The organism is Sphingomonas pseudosanguinis, assembly GCF_014196255.1.
GTDB lineage: Bacteria > Pseudomonadota > Alphaproteobacteria > Sphingomonadales > Sphingomonadaceae > Sphingomonas > Sphingomonas pseudosanguinis.
Map to the genome: position 1 here is coordinate 252,728 of NZ_JACIDH010000001.1, position 13,834 is coordinate 266,561.

Sequence of the window (13,834 nt, forward strand, 5' to 3'; positions counted from 1 at the left end):
GTACGCGAGGATGGGGAGGGGGCGGGGGGCCGTCAAGCGGGGTTGGCCGTGCCCTTGGTCAGGGCTGGGACGGGGGTGGCGTTGGGGTGTGGCCTTCGACTTCGCTCAGGCTGAACGGCTGATGGGATAGGTGTCGGGCACCCCAAACCTCCGTTCAGCCTGAGCGAAGTCGAAGGCCACGCTCAACCCTCTCGCAGGAACCGCAACGCCGGACCGCGATAATGCGGCCGGTCATGCAGGACATAGCCCAGCTTCTCCGCCAGCCTGATCGAGCCCGAATTGGGGGGGGCGATAATGCATTGGGTCGCCGCCGGCGCATGTCTTTCCGCCATCCAGCGATGCGCGGCGTCGGCCGCTTCGAACGCATAGCCCTTGCCATGCGCGGCGCTGGTGAAGACCCAGGCCGCCTCGGGCGGGGAGGGCAAGAGTTTCGGGTCGACCTCTCGCCTAAAATCCATGAAGCCGGTTTCGCCGAGATAGGCCCCGCTGGCCTTGTCCAGCACCGCGAACAGGCCATGGCCGAACACCGACCAGTGGCCGATATAGCGCAGCAGCCGCGCCCAGGCTTCCTCACCGGTCATCGGCGCACCGGCATGGCGGACCACCACCGGATCGGCGACCATCGCCGCATAGGCGTCGAAATCGCCGGGCGTATAGGGGCGCAAGGTCAGGCGCTCGGTCTCGATCATGCCAGCGCCACCCGGCCGCCCGCATGGCGTTCCAGTCGACCGGCCAGCTCCAGCTCCAGCAGGATCGTCTGGACGATCGCAGGCGGGCGGCCGCTCTGGCGGATGAGTTCGTCGATCGTCACCGCGACCGGGCCGAGCAGGTCGCTCACCCGCCGGCGGTCGGCGTCGCTGGCCTCCTCGGGCGGCGGGGGCGTGTAGGGCATCTCGGGCGCGCGGACCATGCGCGGGTCGATGGGGCGGATCTGTTCGAGGATGTCCCCGGCCGACTGAATCAGCGTCGCACCTTCCCGAATCAGCATGTTGCAGCCTTGCGCGCGCGGATCGGCGGGGTGGCCGGGGACCGCCATCACCTCGCGTCCCGCCTCGCCCGCCAGCCGTGCGGTGATCAGCGAGCCGGAGCGCGGCGCGGCCTCGACCACCACGGTCCCTTGTGCAAGACCTGCGATGATCCGGTTGCGCGAAGGGAAGTGGCGGGCCAGCGGCTGGGTGCCCGGCGGTTGTTCGGCGATCAGCAGGCCACGCGTCGCCACCTCCTCCTGCAACCGGGCGTTCTCGGGCGGAAAGGCGATGTCGATGCCGCTGGCGATGACGCCGATCGTCCCGCCGTCGAGCGCGCCGATATGCGCCGCCGTGTCGATGCCGCGCGCCAGTCCAGAGGTGACGGGCACGTTCTGCGCCGCCAGGTCCTGCGCCAGCCCGCGCGCGAACCGGCACGACGCGGCCGAGGCATTGCGCGCACCGACCAGAGCGACGCCGCCGCGCCGCGCCAGACCGATGTCGCCGCGTATGATCAGCGCGGGCGGCGCGGTGTCGAGTTCGGCGAGGAGCGGTGGATAATCGGCCTCGCCCAGCATCACATGCCGTGCGCCGAGCCGTGCCACCGCCTCGATCTCGCGCGCGATCACGGCCGGATCGGCGGCCTTCGGCGCTTCGCCGCCGCCACGCCGGGCGAGCTGGGGGAGGGCGTCGAGTGCGGCTTCCGCCGTCCCGAATCGCGCCATCAACTGGCGCCAGGTGACGGGTCCGATGCCATGCGTCCGCAGCAGCCGGAGCCGCGCGAACCGGGCATCAGTCACGCTTTTTACCGATGCGCGGCTCGGTGCCCGCCAGCAGCCGATCGATGTTCGAGCCGTGTTTCCAGATGACGATCAGCGCCAGCGCGATCAGCAGCAGGACCAGGTCGAACCGCCCCATCACCGCCGCCGCCAGCGGCGCGCTGATCGCCGCCGTCATCCCCGCCACCGCCGAGATGCGGATGGTGGCGAGCAGGCCCAGCCAGACCACCGCATAGACCAGCCCCAGCGGCCAGTAGAGCGCGGTGACGACGCCCATCAGCGTGGCGACGCCCTTGCCACCACGGAATTTCAGCCAGATCGGATAGCAATGGCCGACAAAGGCGGCCGCCGCCGCCAGCGCCTCCTCGCCGGGCAGCCAGTAACGCACGACCAGCACGGCGACGACGCCCTTCAACAGGTCGAGGATCAGCGTCGCGGCGGCCAGACCCTTCCGGCCGGTGCGCAGCACATTGGTCGCGCCGATATTGCCCGATCCGATACTGCGAAGATCGCCCGCGCCGGCCACGCGCGTCAGGATGACGCCGAAGGGAATCGACCCCAGCAGATAGCCGATCAGCAAGGCCCAGGTCGGCGGCCCCCAGATGATTTCGGTCGGCAATAGTCTTCCCCTGTGCTCCGGGACAGACATAGAACATCGATATCGGCCTGTCCAATGTCGGGCGGTACTGGCCTCGCACCGGAGAGCGTCCTAAAGACCATCGGATGAGCGATGCGCGACCCATCCTGTTCTTCGATTCCGGCGTGGGCGGGCTGTCGATCGCGGGGCCGGCGCGCGCTGTCCTGCCGAGCGCGCCCTTCGTTTATGTCGCGGACAGCGCGGGCTTTCCCTATGGGGAAAAGACCGAGGCCGAGATTGCGGCGCGGGTGCCCACGTTGCTCGGCCGACTGGCGGAGCGATACCATCCGCGGCTGATCGTGATCGCGTGCAATACCGCCTCGACCATCGCGCTGCCCGCCGTGCGTGCGGCGCTCGACCTGCCGGTCGTCGGCACGGTGCCCGCGATCAAGCCGGCGGCGGCGATGAGCGGGACGCGCACGATCGGCGTGCTCGGTACGCGCGCGACAGTGCGGCAGGCCTATGTCGATGACCTCGCGGCGAAGTTCGGCGGGGATTGCCGGGTGATCCGGCACGGCTCGGCGGAACTGGTCGAACTGGCCGAGGCGAAGCTGCGCGGCGAGACGCTGGCGCCCGAATCCTTCACGGCGGTGCTGGACGGGCTGTTCGGGCAAGAGGGGGGCGAGCAGATCGACGTCATCGTCAATGCCTGCACCCATTTCCCGCTGGTCGAGGCGGAACTGGCGGCAGCGGCGCCGCATGCGGTGCGCTTCGTCGATGGTGGGCCGGGCATCGCGCGGCGAATCGCATTCCTGACGCAGGGACAGGACTGGCCCGCTGATCCGGGCGAGGGGGTAGCGGTGTTCACGCGACCCGGCGAGCGGGAAGAAGCGCTGCGTCCGGGATTGGCGGCGCGAGGTTTCACGCGGATCGAGGCTCTCTGACCTCCCACCTCCGTTCAGGCTGAGCGAAGTCGAAGCCCAAGGGAAAAGCCTGGCCGCCCGCGCGTCCCGTGCACTTCGACTTCGCTCAGTGTGAACGGAGGTGGGGTGGTTTGGCCGGGTGCCCGTCGCCCTGCGAACCACCCGCATCAGGAACCGATCGATCCTTGGGACAATATGTCCACCATGATCGATCACAGTGAGTGCAGTTCCCGACTCGATTCATGCGCGGCTTGCGCCTACATTCGCTTCCCATGAGCATCGAGGGCACGGACGCGCGCGTGGATTATTCCCGCGTCTTCACCCAGGCGATCGACCGCCTGCACGCCGAGGGACGTTACCGCGTCTTCATCGACATTTTGCGCAACAAGGGCATGTTCCCGAACGCCCGGTGCTTTGCCGGGCATAACGGGCCCAAGCCGATCACCGTCTGGTGCTCCAACGACTATCTGGCGATGGGGCAACATCCGAAGGTCATCGCCGCGATGGAGGAAGCGCTCCATGACGTGGGCGCAGGCTCGGGCGGCACGCGCAACATCGGCGGCAACACCCATTATCATGTCGATCTGGAAGGCGAACTCGCCGACCTGCACGGCAAGGAAGCGGCCTTGCTGTTTACCAGCGGATACGTCTCCAACGAGGCGACGCTGGCGACGCTGGCCAAGATCCTGCCGGGTTGCGTGATCTTCTCCGACGAACTCAACCATGCCTCGATGATTGCTGGTATCCGCAATTCGGGCTGCGAGAAGCAGGTCTTCCGCCACAACGACCTGGCGCATCTGGAGGAACTGCTCGCGGCGGCGGACCCGGCGGTGCCCAAGTTGATCGCGTTCGAGAGCGTGTATTCGATGGAGGGCGATGTCGCCCCGATCGCGGCGATCTGCGACCTGGCCGACAAATATAACGCGCTGACCTATCTCGACGAGGTGCATGCGGTCGGCATGTACGGCGCGCGCGGCGGCGGCATTTCGGAGCGGGACCATGTCGCCCACCGGCTGACCGTGATCGAGGGCACGCTGGGCAAGGCGTTCGGCGTGATGGGCGGCTATATCGCGGCCGACCGGATGATCGTCGACGTGATCCGCTCGTACGCGCCGGGATTCATCTTCACCACCTCGCTGTCGCCGGTGCTGGTCGCGGGCGTGCTGGCGAGCGTGCGGCACCTGAAGCAGAGCTCGGTCGAGCGCGAGGGCCAGCAGGCCGCCGCCGCCAAGCTGAAGGCGATGATGCGCGACGCGAACCTGCCCGTCATGCTGGGCGAGACGCATATCGTGCCGGTGATGGTCGGCGATCCGGTCAAGGCCAAGAAGATCAGCGACATCCTGCTCGCCGAATACGGCGTGTACGTCCAGCCGATCAATTACCCGACCGTCCCGCGCGGCACCGAACGCCTGCGCTTCACGCCGGGGCCGGCGCACGACGAGGCGATGATGGCGGAACTGGTGTCTGCGCTGGTCGAAATCTGGGAGCGGCTGGAGCTGAAGATGGCGGCGTAAGCCGCACTGTCTTTTGTGCCTTGGCGAATGCCGGGTTTGGGTACCGCTCGGCGTTTCGTTCACGCGAAGCCGCGAAGCCACGAAGAAGAGCAGTTCGCGCAGAGGCGCGGAGGGCGCAGAGATTTGCCCAGCTTTGCGCGTATCGCTTTTATCACATGCCTGATGAAAGTGTCATGCGGGTCGCGATCAGGCGTGACACCTCTGCGTCCTCCGCGCCTCCGCGCGAACGAAAAATCATCGCGGCTTCGCGCGAACCCATCAATCCAACGTAATCGCCGCCTCGTTGCCCGGCACCGCGAGTGGCTCGCCAAATCGAACAGTGCGGATGCTGGTATATTCCCCGTCAACCGGCTCGCCATGGACATGCACGACGCGGCGTTGGCCATCGATCGTCCAATAGGTCGGGATGTCCGCGCTTGCGTAGAGCATTCGCTTTACTCCCAAATCGCGTCCCTGCGTCGTCTGCGCGATTTCGATCACCAGCAGAATATCCGCCGGGGTCAGGAAGCGATTCTCCGTCACTGTCTGTCGCAAAAGCGCTGCATCGCAGGAGACGACGTTCGAGTCGTTCAGGACGATACCCGTTTCGCCCCGGACCAAAGCCGGTCCCATCTTCTGCGCAAGGTAGAAGACGACGTTGGCCTGCGCTGCGGAATGGCCGTTCATCGGAGGATTCATCCGTGCCAGCTCTCCGTCGATCAGTTCGACCTTCATGCCGTCAAACGCGCCGCTTTCGACCATGTGCAGGAACTCGGCGCTGGTGAAGCGCGCGCGGGTGTCCGGGGAAAGGCGGGCCAACTGGTTCACGGACGCAATCCTATCATGAGGCCAAGCGCAAACCTAGCCGCACCTCATTTCTTGCAATAGCCCTCGCCAGGTTTCACCGTCAGGCACTCGGTCTTGCCCGCGAGATACTTCAACCCCGTCGCATCGCCGTTGGTCGGACGCAGCGTTTCGCGCACGCCGTTCCGCTCGAAGACGATGGTGTCGCCGACCGCATCGCCCTTGAACTCACCCTTGTTGTCGAGGTCCCATTGCATCTCCAGGCGGTAGCGGCCCGGTGTCGCGGCGTGCTTGATGTTCAGGTACATGCCCTCCACCCCGACATAGCGACCGACATAGTCCGGCGCCTTCTTCTTCGGCAGGCCGGTGAAGGTCGATCCGTCACCGGCCGGGCCGGCGGTCGCCGCGGCGCTGGGTCCGCCGACCGATGCGGCGGTGTTGTTGGCCACCTCCGGCGTTTCACGCGAGCAGGCGGTGACGGCGATCAGGGCGGACAGCAGGATGATACGTTTCATGCCGCCAAAAACCGGCCGGGCCGGACACATGTTCCCTCTCCAAGGGGTAGCCATCGCCAGCGCGCGCGCGTAAAGGCGCACCCATTCCATCCTTATCTGCCAGGAGCGCCCGTCCCATGCGCATCGCGATCGCATCCGATCATGCCGCCGTCTCGTTGAAGACCGTGCTGGCGGACTGGTTGCGCGGTGAGGGGCATGAGGTGCTGGACCTGGGAACCGACGGCAACGCCAGCGTCGATTACCCCGATTTCGGCCGCGCGGTCGGCGAGGCCTTGGCCGATGGTCGCGCGGAGCGCGGCGTGGCGCTGTGCGGCTCGGGCATCGGCATCTCGATCGCCGCCAACCGCAACCCCGCCTGCCGCTGCGCGCTCGTGTCCGAGCCTTTGTCGGCCGCGCTCGCCCGCCAGCATAACGACGCCAACGCCATCGCCATGGGCGCACGCGTCATTGGCGAGGAAATGGCCAAGGCCTGCCTCGCCGCCTTCCTGTCCACCCCGTTCGAGGGCGGACGTCATCAGCGCCGTGTCGACATGCTGTCCACTGCGCCCGCCCAGAATTGAACGCCAAGGATACCGCCCTCATGAGCATGAATGACGTCCAGCCCGCCGGTTTCTTCACCCGCACCCTGGCCGATGCCGACCCCGCCGTCTTCGCCGGTGTGTCGCACGAACTGGAGCGCGAGCAGACCCAGATCGAGCTGATCGCCTCCGAGAACATCGTCTCCAAGGCGGTGATGGAAGCGCAGGGCTCGGTCTTCACCAACAAGTACGCCGAGGGTTATCCGGGCAAGCGCTATTACCAGGGCTGCGCGCCGTCGGACGAGGTCGAGCAGCTGGCGATCGACCGCGCCAAGCAGATTTTCGGCTGTGAGTTCGTCAACGTCCAGCCGCATTCGGGCGCGCAGGCGAACGGCGCGGTGATGCTGGCGCTGGCCAAGCCCGGCGACACGATCATGGGCCTGTCGCTCGACGCCGGTGGTCACCTGACGCACGGCGCCCGGGCGGCGCTGTCGGGCAAGTGGTTCAACGCGGTCCAGTACGGCGTCGATCCCGAGACGCACCTGATCGACTATGACGAGGTCGCCCGGATCGCGCGCGAGAGCCAGCCCAAGATCATCATCGCGGGCGGCTCGGCCTATCCGCGCACGATCGACTTCGCCAAGTTCCGCGCCATCGCGGACGAGGTCGGCGCCTATTTCATGGTCGACATGGCCCACTTCGCCGGGATCGTCGCGGGCGGCCTGCACCCGACTCCGTTCGGCCATGCGCATGTCGTGACCACCACCACGCACAAGACCCTGCGCGGTCCGCGCGGCGGCATGATCATGACCAATGACGAAGCGATCGCGAAGAAGATCAACTCGGCGGTCTTCCCCGGCCTGCAGGGTGGCCCGCTGATGCACGTCATCGCCGCCAAGGCGGTCGCGTTCGGCGAAGCGCTCCAGCCCGAGTTCAAGACCTATATCGCCGCCGTGGTCGAGAATGCCCGCGTGCTGGCGGCGACGCTGAAGGCGCGCGGCGCGAACCTGGTCGCGGGCGGCACCGACACGCATCTGGCGCTGGTCGACCTGACGCCGCTGGGCATTACGGGGCGCGACGCCGACGAGGCGCTGGAGCGGGCGGGCATCACCTGCAACAAGAACGGCATCCCCAACGATCCGCTGCCCCCGATGAAGACCAGCGGCATCCGCGTCGGTTCGCCCGCGGGCACCACGCGCGGTTTCGGCCCGGCGGAGTTCGAGCAGATCGGCCATATGGTCGCCGATGTGCTCGACGGTCTGAAGGCCAAGGGCGAGCATGGGGACCCAGAGGTCGAGGCGAACGTTCGTGCCCGTGTGCGTGAGCTTTGCGCACGCTTTCCGATCTATCAGGGATAAGGACGTTTCAAATGGCCAAGTTCGACCAGAAATTTGCCGAGGTGCAGAGCGACATCAAGTCGACCCCAGGCCTGGGCAAGAGCATGGCGAAATGGGGCGCGCTGGGCGCCGTCGTCGCGATCCCGGTGCCGTTCGTTGGCCCGATCTTCGGCGCGGCGGCGGGTGCCGGCTACGCCTATTTCAAGGCCAAGAAGAAGATCTGAATGCGCTGCCCCTTTTGTGGCCATGAAGACAGTCAGGTAAAGGACAGCCGCCCCACCGAAGATGGGGCGGCCATCCGCCGCCGCCGCCAATGCGAGGGCTGCGGCGCGCGCTTCACGACGTTCGAGCGCATCCAATTGCGCGAGCTGTTCGTGCTGAAGAGCGAGGATCGGCGCGAGCCGTTCGACCGCGAGAAATTGCTCCGGTCCATTTCTATCGCGACGCGGAAGCGGCCGATCGATCCGGTGCGGGTGGAGAAGCTCGTGTCCGGAATCCAGCGCCAGCTGGAGACGAGCGGCGAGGGCGAGGTGTCGTCCAAGCGGATCGGCGAGATGGTGATGGAGGGGCTCAAGGGGCTGGATTCGGTGGCCTATATCCGGTTTGCCAGTGTGTACCGCGAGTTTGGCGAGGCCAAGGATTTCGAGGCTTTTGCCGGGACGGTGGAGGAGGTGGCGCCGCGGGGGGAGTGAGGCGGGGGGCAGGGCGTGGGCTTCGACTTCGCTCAGCCTGAACGGCTGTTTGTATAGAAGCTCTCCGCCCGGCGCTCTTCATCCTCAACCCCCGTTCAGGCTGAGCGAAGTCGAAGCCCACGGGAATCGTTTGCTCCAAGCTGTTGCTTCGATAGCATCGGGTCATTGGCTGATGGGAACCGGGCGATGGCCTTCTACTGTTACATCCTCCGCTGCTCGGACGGCAGCTATTACACCGGCCACACCGACAACCTCGAACACCGCATCGCCCAGCACCAATCCGGCGAACTCCCGTGTTACACCCAAGCCCGCCGCCCCGTGACGCTCGCCTGGTCCCAGGACTTCCCCTCCCGCCACGAAGCCCTCACCGCCGAACGGCAGATCAAAGGCTGGTCCCGCACCAAGAAGGCCGCCCTGATCGCAACCGACTGGACGGCGCTCAAAGAAGCCGCGATACCGCGGGCCGAACGTGCCCTTCGACTTCGGCGCAAGCGCCGAAGTTTACCCTGAGCGGCTGGCTTTGCCAGCCGGCCGAAGGGCTCAGGACGAACGAAAGAGTGACCGTGAACAAATCCCAGCCCCCCGTTATCGTCCTGGTCCGCCCGCAGCTCGGCGAGAATATTGGCAAGGCCGCGCGTGCCATGCTGAATTTCGGGCTGGTCGAGATGCGGCTCGTCACCCCGCGCGATGGTTGGCCCAATCCGCAAGCCGGTCCTGCCGCGTCGGGGGCCGACATCGTGCTGGAGCAGGCCAAGGTCTATGAGAGCGTGGCCGACGCGGTCGCCGACTGTGCACAGGTCTATGCCACCACGGTGCGCAAGCGCGGCGTGACCAAGCCGGTCGTGACGCCGGAAGAAGCCGCGCGCGAAATCCATGCCGATACCGTTGGGCGTGCCGCTTTCCTGTTCGGGCCGGAGCGGTCGGGGCTGGAAACCGACGATGTCGCCATCGCGCGCAAGATCGTCACCGTGCCGATCAACCCGGAATTCGGCAGCCTGAACCTGGCGCAGGCGGTGATCCTGATCGCCTATGAATGGTCGAAGGGCGTCGAACTCGCCCAGCCGCCCGAAGTCGAACTGCCCGAGGTCGCGCCGCAGGGCGAGTTGGACGGGATGATCGGCCAGTTGGAGGAGATGCTCGACGGCGCGGGCTATTTCTTCCCGGAGGACCGGACTCCCGCGACCAAGCGGACGCTGCGCACTTTGCTGACCAAGCCGGGCTGGTCGAGCCAGGAGGTGCGGACCCTGCGCGGGGTGCTGTCGACGCTGGCGCGACCGCGCCAGCGGTAAACCCCACGTCCGTTCAGCCTGAGCGTAGTCGAAGGCCACGCCGTGAAGCCCGTCACCGGGGGCGCTTGGCGGAAGTTATCCCTTGGGCTTCGACTTCGCTCAGCCTGAACGGCGGTTGGGGACGGGATAGGCGGGGAGGGCTCGCTTACCCCCGCGTCCGGTCGAACGCCGCCAGCTCATAGGCGATCGAGCCTTCGACCAGCGTTTCCCACATCGCCGCAACCACCGCCTCGGGCACGCCCAGCCGCTGGGCTTCGGCGCGGGCCTGGTCGATCACCTGGGTCTTGCGATCCTCGTCGCGCACGCGATCGCGGCTCGGTTTGATCCGCGCGGCGGCGTCCATATAGGCGAAGCGGCGCGCGAGCATCGCCACCAGTTCGCGGTCGAGCTGGTCGACGCCCGCGCGGACCTCCGCCATGGTGGTGCAATCGGGGCCGGCGAGAATCTGGGTCATGGCCGCAGGCTCTGCCGGGTGGCGTTCGCGCTGTCCAGTGCGGCTTGCCGATCGGGGCGGGCGCGGGATAGCATGGCCGCGCGTTCCAATGGGGAGATAGGACGATGCTGACCACCTTGCTGCTGCTGGCTCTGACCGGCCAACAGGCCGAACCGGCCCCCGCGCCGGTGAAGGAAAAGAAGATCTGCCGCGTACAGGAAACCACGGGCTCGCGGCTGGCCGCCAAGCGAATCTGCAAGACTCAGGCGGAATGGGACGAAATCGCCGCCAATGCGCGCAACGACGTGGAGACGGCGACCGGCCGGCTGAATACCGCGAACGGCCGCTGATCGACCGCTTCGCTTGACTCGCGGCTGCGCGTCGTCTAGGCGCGCCGCTTCGCAATTGCCCCCGCATCCCGGTGAAGCGGTGGGCCTGCGCTTGTCCCCATAAAGGCTTGCATGGTGCGATACCGGGACCAACGTCGTTCGTAATTGCCAAGGATTACACATGTCGAAGCGTCAGAGCGCGAAGTACAAGCTCGATCGCCGTATGGGCGAGAACATCTGGGGCCGCCCCAAGAGCCCCGTCAACAAGCGTGAATACGGCCCCGGCCAGCACGGTCAGCGTCGCAAGGGCAAGATGTCGGACTTCGGTCTGCAGCTGCGCGCCAAGCAGAAGCTGAAGGGCTATTATGGCGACGTGACCGAGAAGCAGTTCAAGGCCTGCTACCAGGAAGCCGCCCGCATGAAGGGCGATACCTCGCAGAACCTGATCGGCCTGCTCGAGCAGCGTCTGGACATGATCGTGTACCGGGCCAAGTTCGCGCCGACGATCTTCGCCGCGCGCCAGCTGGTCAGTCACGGCCACATCCGCGTCAACGGCGTGAAGTGCAACGTCGCGTCGCGCCGCTGCTTCGTCGGCGACGAGATTTCGCTGGGTTCGAAGGCGACCGAAATGGCGCTGGTCATGGAAGCGCAGCAGCTCGCCGAGCGTGAAGTGCCCGACTATGTCACCGCCGACGGCAACACCAAGGTCGCGCTGACCCGCATCCCGACCCTGGACGAGGTGCCCTATCCGGTGAAGATGGAACCGAACCTGGTCGTCGAATTCTATTCGCGCTAAGTTTCGGGTCTTACCGAATTTACGAAAAGGGCGGTCCCGATGGGGCCGCCCTTTTTGTTTGGACGTCGCTTGTCGGGTGCCATGGCGCGGGTCATACTCACCCGAAATTTTGGGGGGTGGGGCCATGAAGCGACTGGGAATCCTGGCGATCGGTGCACTGATGCTGGCGTCGTCGGCGCAGGCGCAGGCGGGCGAGCAGGGCCTGTATGCAGACCAACTTCGTGCGATGTTCACCGCGGTCGCGGACGGCACCTGTCCCGAGACGCTGATGGGGCCGGAACTGCTGGGGGCCTGTCGCCAGCAATTGCCGCAAATGTCGGCCATGCTGAAGGCGGCGGGCGCGATCCAGTCGATGACCCTGGTCAAGGCGGAGGACGCGGACGGCCGACATTATGAAAACTACAAGGTCACCTTCGCCAACGGCGCGCCGTCGCACTGGACGATCGGCGCGTTGCAGGACGGCCGGTTCAACGCGGTCTATTCGCTGGGCGACTGATCCCCAGCCGCCCAGCTTCGCGATCAGAAGCGGACCTGGCGTTCCAGTTCGTCCGCGCGCAACGCTGTCTTGGTGACGATGCAGCCGGTGTCGATCGTGTCGCCGTTGATCTTGCAGCTATAGTCACGCTCGCGAATCCAGCGGCGCTGCTGATCGCGCAGCGCGATCTTGGCCGCCGGGCGCGATGCGAGCTGGCGCATGACCTGCTGATAGGACTTGTTCAACCGATCGTCCTGCACCGCCGATTCCCGCTGCGTACACACGCCGCTCTGCACCGTGTTCCCGCCCGCGCGCTCCATGCAACGGACATAGGCGGCCGAGAGATTGGGCGATTCCTGCGCGGTGGCGGATGCCCCGATGCCGGCGACGATCATGGCGGATATGACGGCGATCACTTTCATCTGTCCCTCCTTTTATGCGGGCAGATGCTTTCACTGGCCCGCGGGGACATAAAACCATCTGTTGCCACGACGGTTGCCGGATCAGTCCAGCGCTTCGGCCAGTTTCCGGCTTTGCTGGTCATAGAAGCGCGCAGAATCGATATTCCCGGCCGCGCGGTAACGGCGGCTCGCCTCCCGCGCACCGCCAGCGGCAAGATCGAAGGTCTGAAGACTGCTCTGCCGATCGCCATTGGGGTCTTCGCGAGGCTGCAGACGAGCGTCAAATCGCCAGGCCGGTCGCCAATCACCTGTGTCGGTCGACATGACACCGCTGAAGGGGCGGCCTTTGACCATTTTGCCGAAGAAAAGCCGGGGTGCCTGGTTGCGCCGGGCGACCCGTAAAACGCCCAGGCCATCGGCGCTTCCATGGAGGCACGGACCGATCCAGGTGGCCGGTCCGTTGGCTATCGGGGCGGGAGCCTCTGCACGGCAGGGCGGCGCTGCGGGCGCGGAGCAGGCCGCCAATATGCCAAGGCCGATCGTCGACAGGATTTTAAGCATGGAAGGTCTCCAGCAAATCCGCTCCGCATTCGAAGTGATGCGGGTCGCGCGTTGAGAATGCCGCTCCCCAATACCAACCATGTTTGTTGAAGATCGGTGCCAGCAATTGCAGCCCGAGATTGGCATAATGCGCCTTGCGGGGAACCAGAATGCCGTCGATCTTCATGTCGATGGCGGTGCCCCAGGCATGATTGGAAATCGATCGTGTCGATCCCCTGACGTAGCGGCAACACATCATGCCCGCCGTGCCCAGTTTTGCATGAAGGTCGGGATGCGTCTTCCTGACTTCGGCAAATATGGCCGTCAGGCTCAAGACCGCCGGCCGCAAGCCCGTGGCTCGAAACGGCCCGACGTCCCCCGTGACCACCATCCGCTTCAGCGCGGCGTTGGTCGGAGGTTGGCATTGTTGCGAGTAACTGTCTCTCGGCTGGCCCAGCTGGGCGATGATGGCCTGATTCGACGCGGGCCGGATGCCGACATTGACCGAGCCCTTCTTCGGGAGAGGTACGTGATCCGTATAGTTGAGCGTCCGGCTCGGTAAGGGGCGGATCGCGCGCTCGTTAGATGGTGTTTCGGGCGGAACCGGGCGCCGCAAAGGCGATGCGGGGGACGATCGCGATCCGCTTTGGGATGGCTGTTGATGCGATCTGCCGGCATGCGCCGTAAGCCATCGCCAGGTCGGACCATGGACCTCGACCAAGCCATCGGGCTTGCCCAATAGCTGCCGCTGAACCGATATGATCGCGCTGATCGTATGTCGCCCGCATAGGCCGTCGATCGGTCCGGGCGAATGGCCGGATGCAAGCAAAGCGGTCTGCACCATCGCGACGTCGTTTCGACGATTGCGGCCATGAAGCCCGACGGAACCGTTCAGATGTGTCATGTGCAACACTCCGTTCGGTGAGCATCATACGCCATTCTGGACGCGGTACTGAAGGCTTTTGGCA

The 13,834-nt window shown here is 65.9% G+C and carries 18 protein-coding genes and 1 pseudogene; 10 read left to right on the top strand and 9 right to left on the bottom strand.

Features of this window, described 5'->3' with window-relative positions; all coding sequences use genetic code 11:
* Nucleotides 1-182 precede the first annotated feature (182 nt).
* From GGR48_RS01160 to plsY, 3 genes are read right to left on the bottom strand one after another with little or no spacing between them, the layout of a single operon-like run.
* The gene (locus GGR48_RS01160) at nucleotides 183-689 is read right to left on the bottom strand and encodes a GNAT family N-acetyltransferase (RefSeq protein WP_183950012.1); all 507 of its coding nucleotides are present in this window, start codon (nucleotides 687-689) and stop codon (nucleotides 183-185) included.
* The gene (gene dprA / locus GGR48_RS01165; RefSeq protein ID WP_183950014.1) at nucleotides 686-1,765 is read right to left on the bottom strand and encodes a DNA-processing protein DprA; all 1,080 of its coding nucleotides are present in this window, start codon (nucleotides 1,763-1,765) and stop codon (nucleotides 686-688) included. The genes GGR48_RS01160 and dprA overlap by 4 nt, the downstream gene beginning before the upstream one ends.
* A complete protein-coding gene (plsY, locus tag GGR48_RS01170) occupies nucleotides 1,758-2,363 on the bottom strand; it encodes a glycerol-3-phosphate 1-O-acyltransferase PlsY (protein WP_183950015.1) in 606 nt (201 codons plus the stop codon). The genes dprA and plsY overlap by 8 nt, the downstream gene beginning before the upstream one ends.
* A 104-nt stretch (nucleotides 2,364-2,467) precedes the next feature.
* Between plsY and murI the strand changes: the two genes are divergently transcribed.
* Both murI and hemA read left to right on the top strand, forming a co-directional pair.
* Complete coding sequence (murI, locus tag GGR48_RS01175) at nucleotides 2,468-3,265, top strand: glutamate racemase (protein ID WP_183950017.1); 798 nt, start codon at nucleotides 2,468-2,470, stop codon at nucleotides 3,263-3,265.
* 251 nt (nucleotides 3,266-3,516) lie between these two features.
* The gene (gene hemA, locus GGR48_RS01180; RefSeq protein ID WP_221211334.1) at nucleotides 3,517-4,758 is read left to right on the top strand and encodes a 5-aminolevulinate synthase; all 1,242 of its coding nucleotides are present in this window, start codon (nucleotides 3,517-3,519) and stop codon (nucleotides 4,756-4,758) included.
* Between the two features lie 258 nt (nucleotides 4,759-5,016).
* Here the strand turns inward: hemA and GGR48_RS01185 are convergent, their stop codons facing one another.
* Nucleotides 5,017-5,565 (bottom strand): Uma2 family endonuclease, encoded by a 549-nt coding sequence (locus GGR48_RS01185; RefSeq protein ID WP_183950021.1) that lies wholly within the window; start codon nucleotides 5,563-5,565, stop codon nucleotides 5,017-5,019.
* 44 nt (nucleotides 5,566-5,609) lie between these two features.
* Nucleotides 5,610-6,056: a hypothetical protein gene (locus tag GGR48_RS01190; RefSeq protein WP_183950023.1), complete on the bottom strand. Its 447-nt coding sequence runs from the start codon at nucleotides 6,054-6,056 to the stop codon at nucleotides 5,610-5,612.
* A gap of 116 nt (nucleotides 6,057-6,172) precedes the next feature.
* Here GGR48_RS01190 and rpiB point away from each other — a divergent pair, with 116 nt between their 5' ends.
* From rpiB to GGR48_RS01220, 5 genes and pseudogenes are all read left to right on the top strand, one after another.
* Complete coding sequence (gene rpiB / locus GGR48_RS01195) at nucleotides 6,173-6,616, top strand: ribose 5-phosphate isomerase B (RefSeq protein WP_183950025.1); 444 nt, start codon at nucleotides 6,173-6,175, stop codon at nucleotides 6,614-6,616.
* A gap of 20 nt (nucleotides 6,617-6,636) precedes the next feature.
* Nucleotides 6,637-7,932, top strand: a complete 1,296-nt coding sequence (glyA, locus tag GGR48_RS01200; RefSeq protein ID WP_276208023.1) for a serine hydroxymethyltransferase — start codon at nucleotides 6,637-6,639, stop codon at nucleotides 7,930-7,932.
* A gap of 11 nt (nucleotides 7,933-7,943) precedes the next feature.
* Nucleotides 7,944-8,135, top strand: a complete 192-nt coding sequence (locus tag GGR48_RS01205) for a hypothetical protein (protein ID WP_183950027.1) — start codon at nucleotides 7,944-7,946, stop codon at nucleotides 8,133-8,135.
* Nucleotides 8,136-8,603, top strand: a complete 468-nt coding sequence (nrdR, locus tag GGR48_RS01210; RefSeq protein WP_183950028.1) for a transcriptional regulator NrdR — start codon at nucleotides 8,136-8,138, stop codon at nucleotides 8,601-8,603.
* Between the two features lie 186 nt (nucleotides 8,604-8,789).
* A pseudogene (locus GGR48_RS01220) lies at nucleotides 8,790-9,892 on the top strand (TrmH family RNA methyltransferase).
* Between the two features lie 145 nt (nucleotides 9,893-10,037).
* On the opposite strand, the gene GGR48_RS01225 reads toward GGR48_RS01220, so the two are convergent.
* Nucleotides 10,038-10,346, bottom strand: coding sequence for a chorismate mutase (locus tag GGR48_RS01225; RefSeq protein ID WP_183950034.1), 309 nt, complete (start codon nucleotides 10,344-10,346; stop codon nucleotides 10,038-10,040).
* Nucleotides 10,347-10,450: 104 nt separating this feature from the next.
* On the opposite strand from GGR48_RS01225, the gene GGR48_RS01230 reads away from it, so the two are divergent.
* The 3 genes from GGR48_RS01230 to GGR48_RS01240 all read left to right on the top strand — a co-directional run bounded on the left by GGR48_RS01230 (nucleotide 10,451) and on the right by GGR48_RS01240 (nucleotide 11,946).
* On the top strand, nucleotides 10,451-10,675 hold the full coding sequence (locus GGR48_RS01230) for a hypothetical protein (protein WP_183950036.1): 225 nt from the start codon (nucleotides 10,451-10,453) through the stop codon (nucleotides 10,673-10,675).
* A gap of 160 nt (nucleotides 10,676-10,835) precedes the next feature.
* Nucleotides 10,836-11,450 carry a 30S ribosomal protein S4 gene (rpsD, locus tag GGR48_RS01235; protein WP_183950038.1) on the top strand — a complete coding sequence of 205 codons (615 nt, stop codon included), beginning with the start codon at nucleotides 10,836-10,838 and terminating at the stop codon, nucleotides 11,448-11,450.
* A gap of 124 nt (nucleotides 11,451-11,574) precedes the next feature.
* Nucleotides 11,575-11,946 (top strand): hypothetical protein, encoded by a 372-nt coding sequence (locus GGR48_RS01240; protein WP_183950040.1) that lies wholly within the window; start codon nucleotides 11,575-11,577, stop codon nucleotides 11,944-11,946.
* A gap of 23 nt (nucleotides 11,947-11,969) precedes the next feature.
* Here the strand turns inward: GGR48_RS01240 and GGR48_RS01245 are convergent, their stop codons facing one another.
* From GGR48_RS01245 to GGR48_RS01255, 3 genes are all read right to left on the bottom strand, one after another.
* Complete coding sequence (locus GGR48_RS01245) at nucleotides 11,970-12,347, bottom strand: lysozyme inhibitor LprI family protein (RefSeq protein WP_183950042.1); 378 nt, start codon at nucleotides 12,345-12,347, stop codon at nucleotides 11,970-11,972.
* A gap of 81 nt (nucleotides 12,348-12,428) precedes the next feature.
* Nucleotides 12,429-12,887 (bottom strand): hypothetical protein, encoded by a 459-nt coding sequence (locus GGR48_RS01250; RefSeq protein WP_183950044.1) that lies wholly within the window; start codon nucleotides 12,885-12,887, stop codon nucleotides 12,429-12,431.
* Nucleotides 12,880-13,770 (bottom strand): M15 family metallopeptidase, encoded by an 891-nt coding sequence (locus GGR48_RS01255; protein ID WP_183950046.1) that lies wholly within the window; start codon nucleotides 13,768-13,770, stop codon nucleotides 12,880-12,882. Before GGR48_RS01255 ends, GGR48_RS01250 begins: the two co-directional genes overlap by 8 nt.
* Between the last annotated feature and the right edge of the window lie 64 nt (nucleotides 13,771-13,834).

Coding starts and splice junctions, on each gene's coding strand:
- GGR48_RS01160 (WP_183950012.1), bottom strand. CDS start 689: ATGATCGAGACCGAGCGCCTGACCTTGCGCCCCTATACGCCCGGCGAT.
- murI (WP_183950017.1), top strand. CDS start 2,468: ATGAGCGATGCGCGACCCATCCTGTTCTTCGATTCCGGCGTGGGCGGG.
- hemA (WP_221211334.1), top strand. CDS start 3,517: ATGAGCATCGAGGGCACGGACGCGCGCGTGGATTATTCCCGCGTCTTC.
- GGR48_RS01190 (WP_183950023.1), bottom strand. CDS start 6,056: ATGAAACGTATCATCCTGCTGTCCGCCCTGATCGCCGTCACCGCCTGC.
- rpiB (WP_183950025.1), top strand. CDS start 6,173: ATGCGCATCGCGATCGCATCCGATCATGCCGCCGTCTCGTTGAAGACC.
- glyA (WP_276208023.1), top strand. CDS start 6,637: ATGAGCATGAATGACGTCCAGCCCGCCGGTTTCTTCACCCGCACCCTG.
- GGR48_RS01205 (WP_183950027.1), top strand. CDS start 7,944: ATGGCCAAGTTCGACCAGAAATTTGCCGAGGTGCAGAGCGACATCAAG.
- nrdR (WP_183950028.1), top strand. CDS start 8,136: ATGCGCTGCCCCTTTTGTGGCCATGAAGACAGTCAGGTAAAGGACAGC.
- GGR48_RS01225 (WP_183950034.1), bottom strand. CDS start 10,346: ATGACCCAGATTCTCGCCGGCCCCGATTGCACCACCATGGCGGAGGTC.
- GGR48_RS01230 (WP_183950036.1), top strand. CDS start 10,451: ATGCTGACCACCTTGCTGCTGCTGGCTCTGACCGGCCAACAGGCCGAA.
- rpsD (WP_183950038.1), top strand. CDS start 10,836: ATGTCGAAGCGTCAGAGCGCGAAGTACAAGCTCGATCGCCGTATGGGC.
- GGR48_RS01240 (WP_183950040.1), top strand. CDS start 11,575: ATGAAGCGACTGGGAATCCTGGCGATCGGTGCACTGATGCTGGCGTCG.
- GGR48_RS01245 (WP_183950042.1), bottom strand. CDS start 12,347: ATGAAAGTGATCGCCGTCATATCCGCCATGATCGTCGCCGGCATCGGG.
- GGR48_RS01250 (WP_183950044.1), bottom strand. CDS start 12,887: ATGCTTAAAATCCTGTCGACGATCGGCCTTGGCATATTGGCGGCCTGC.
- GGR48_RS01255 (WP_183950046.1), bottom strand. CDS start 13,770: ATGACACATCTGAACGGTTCCGTCGGGCTTCATGGCCGCAATCGTCGA.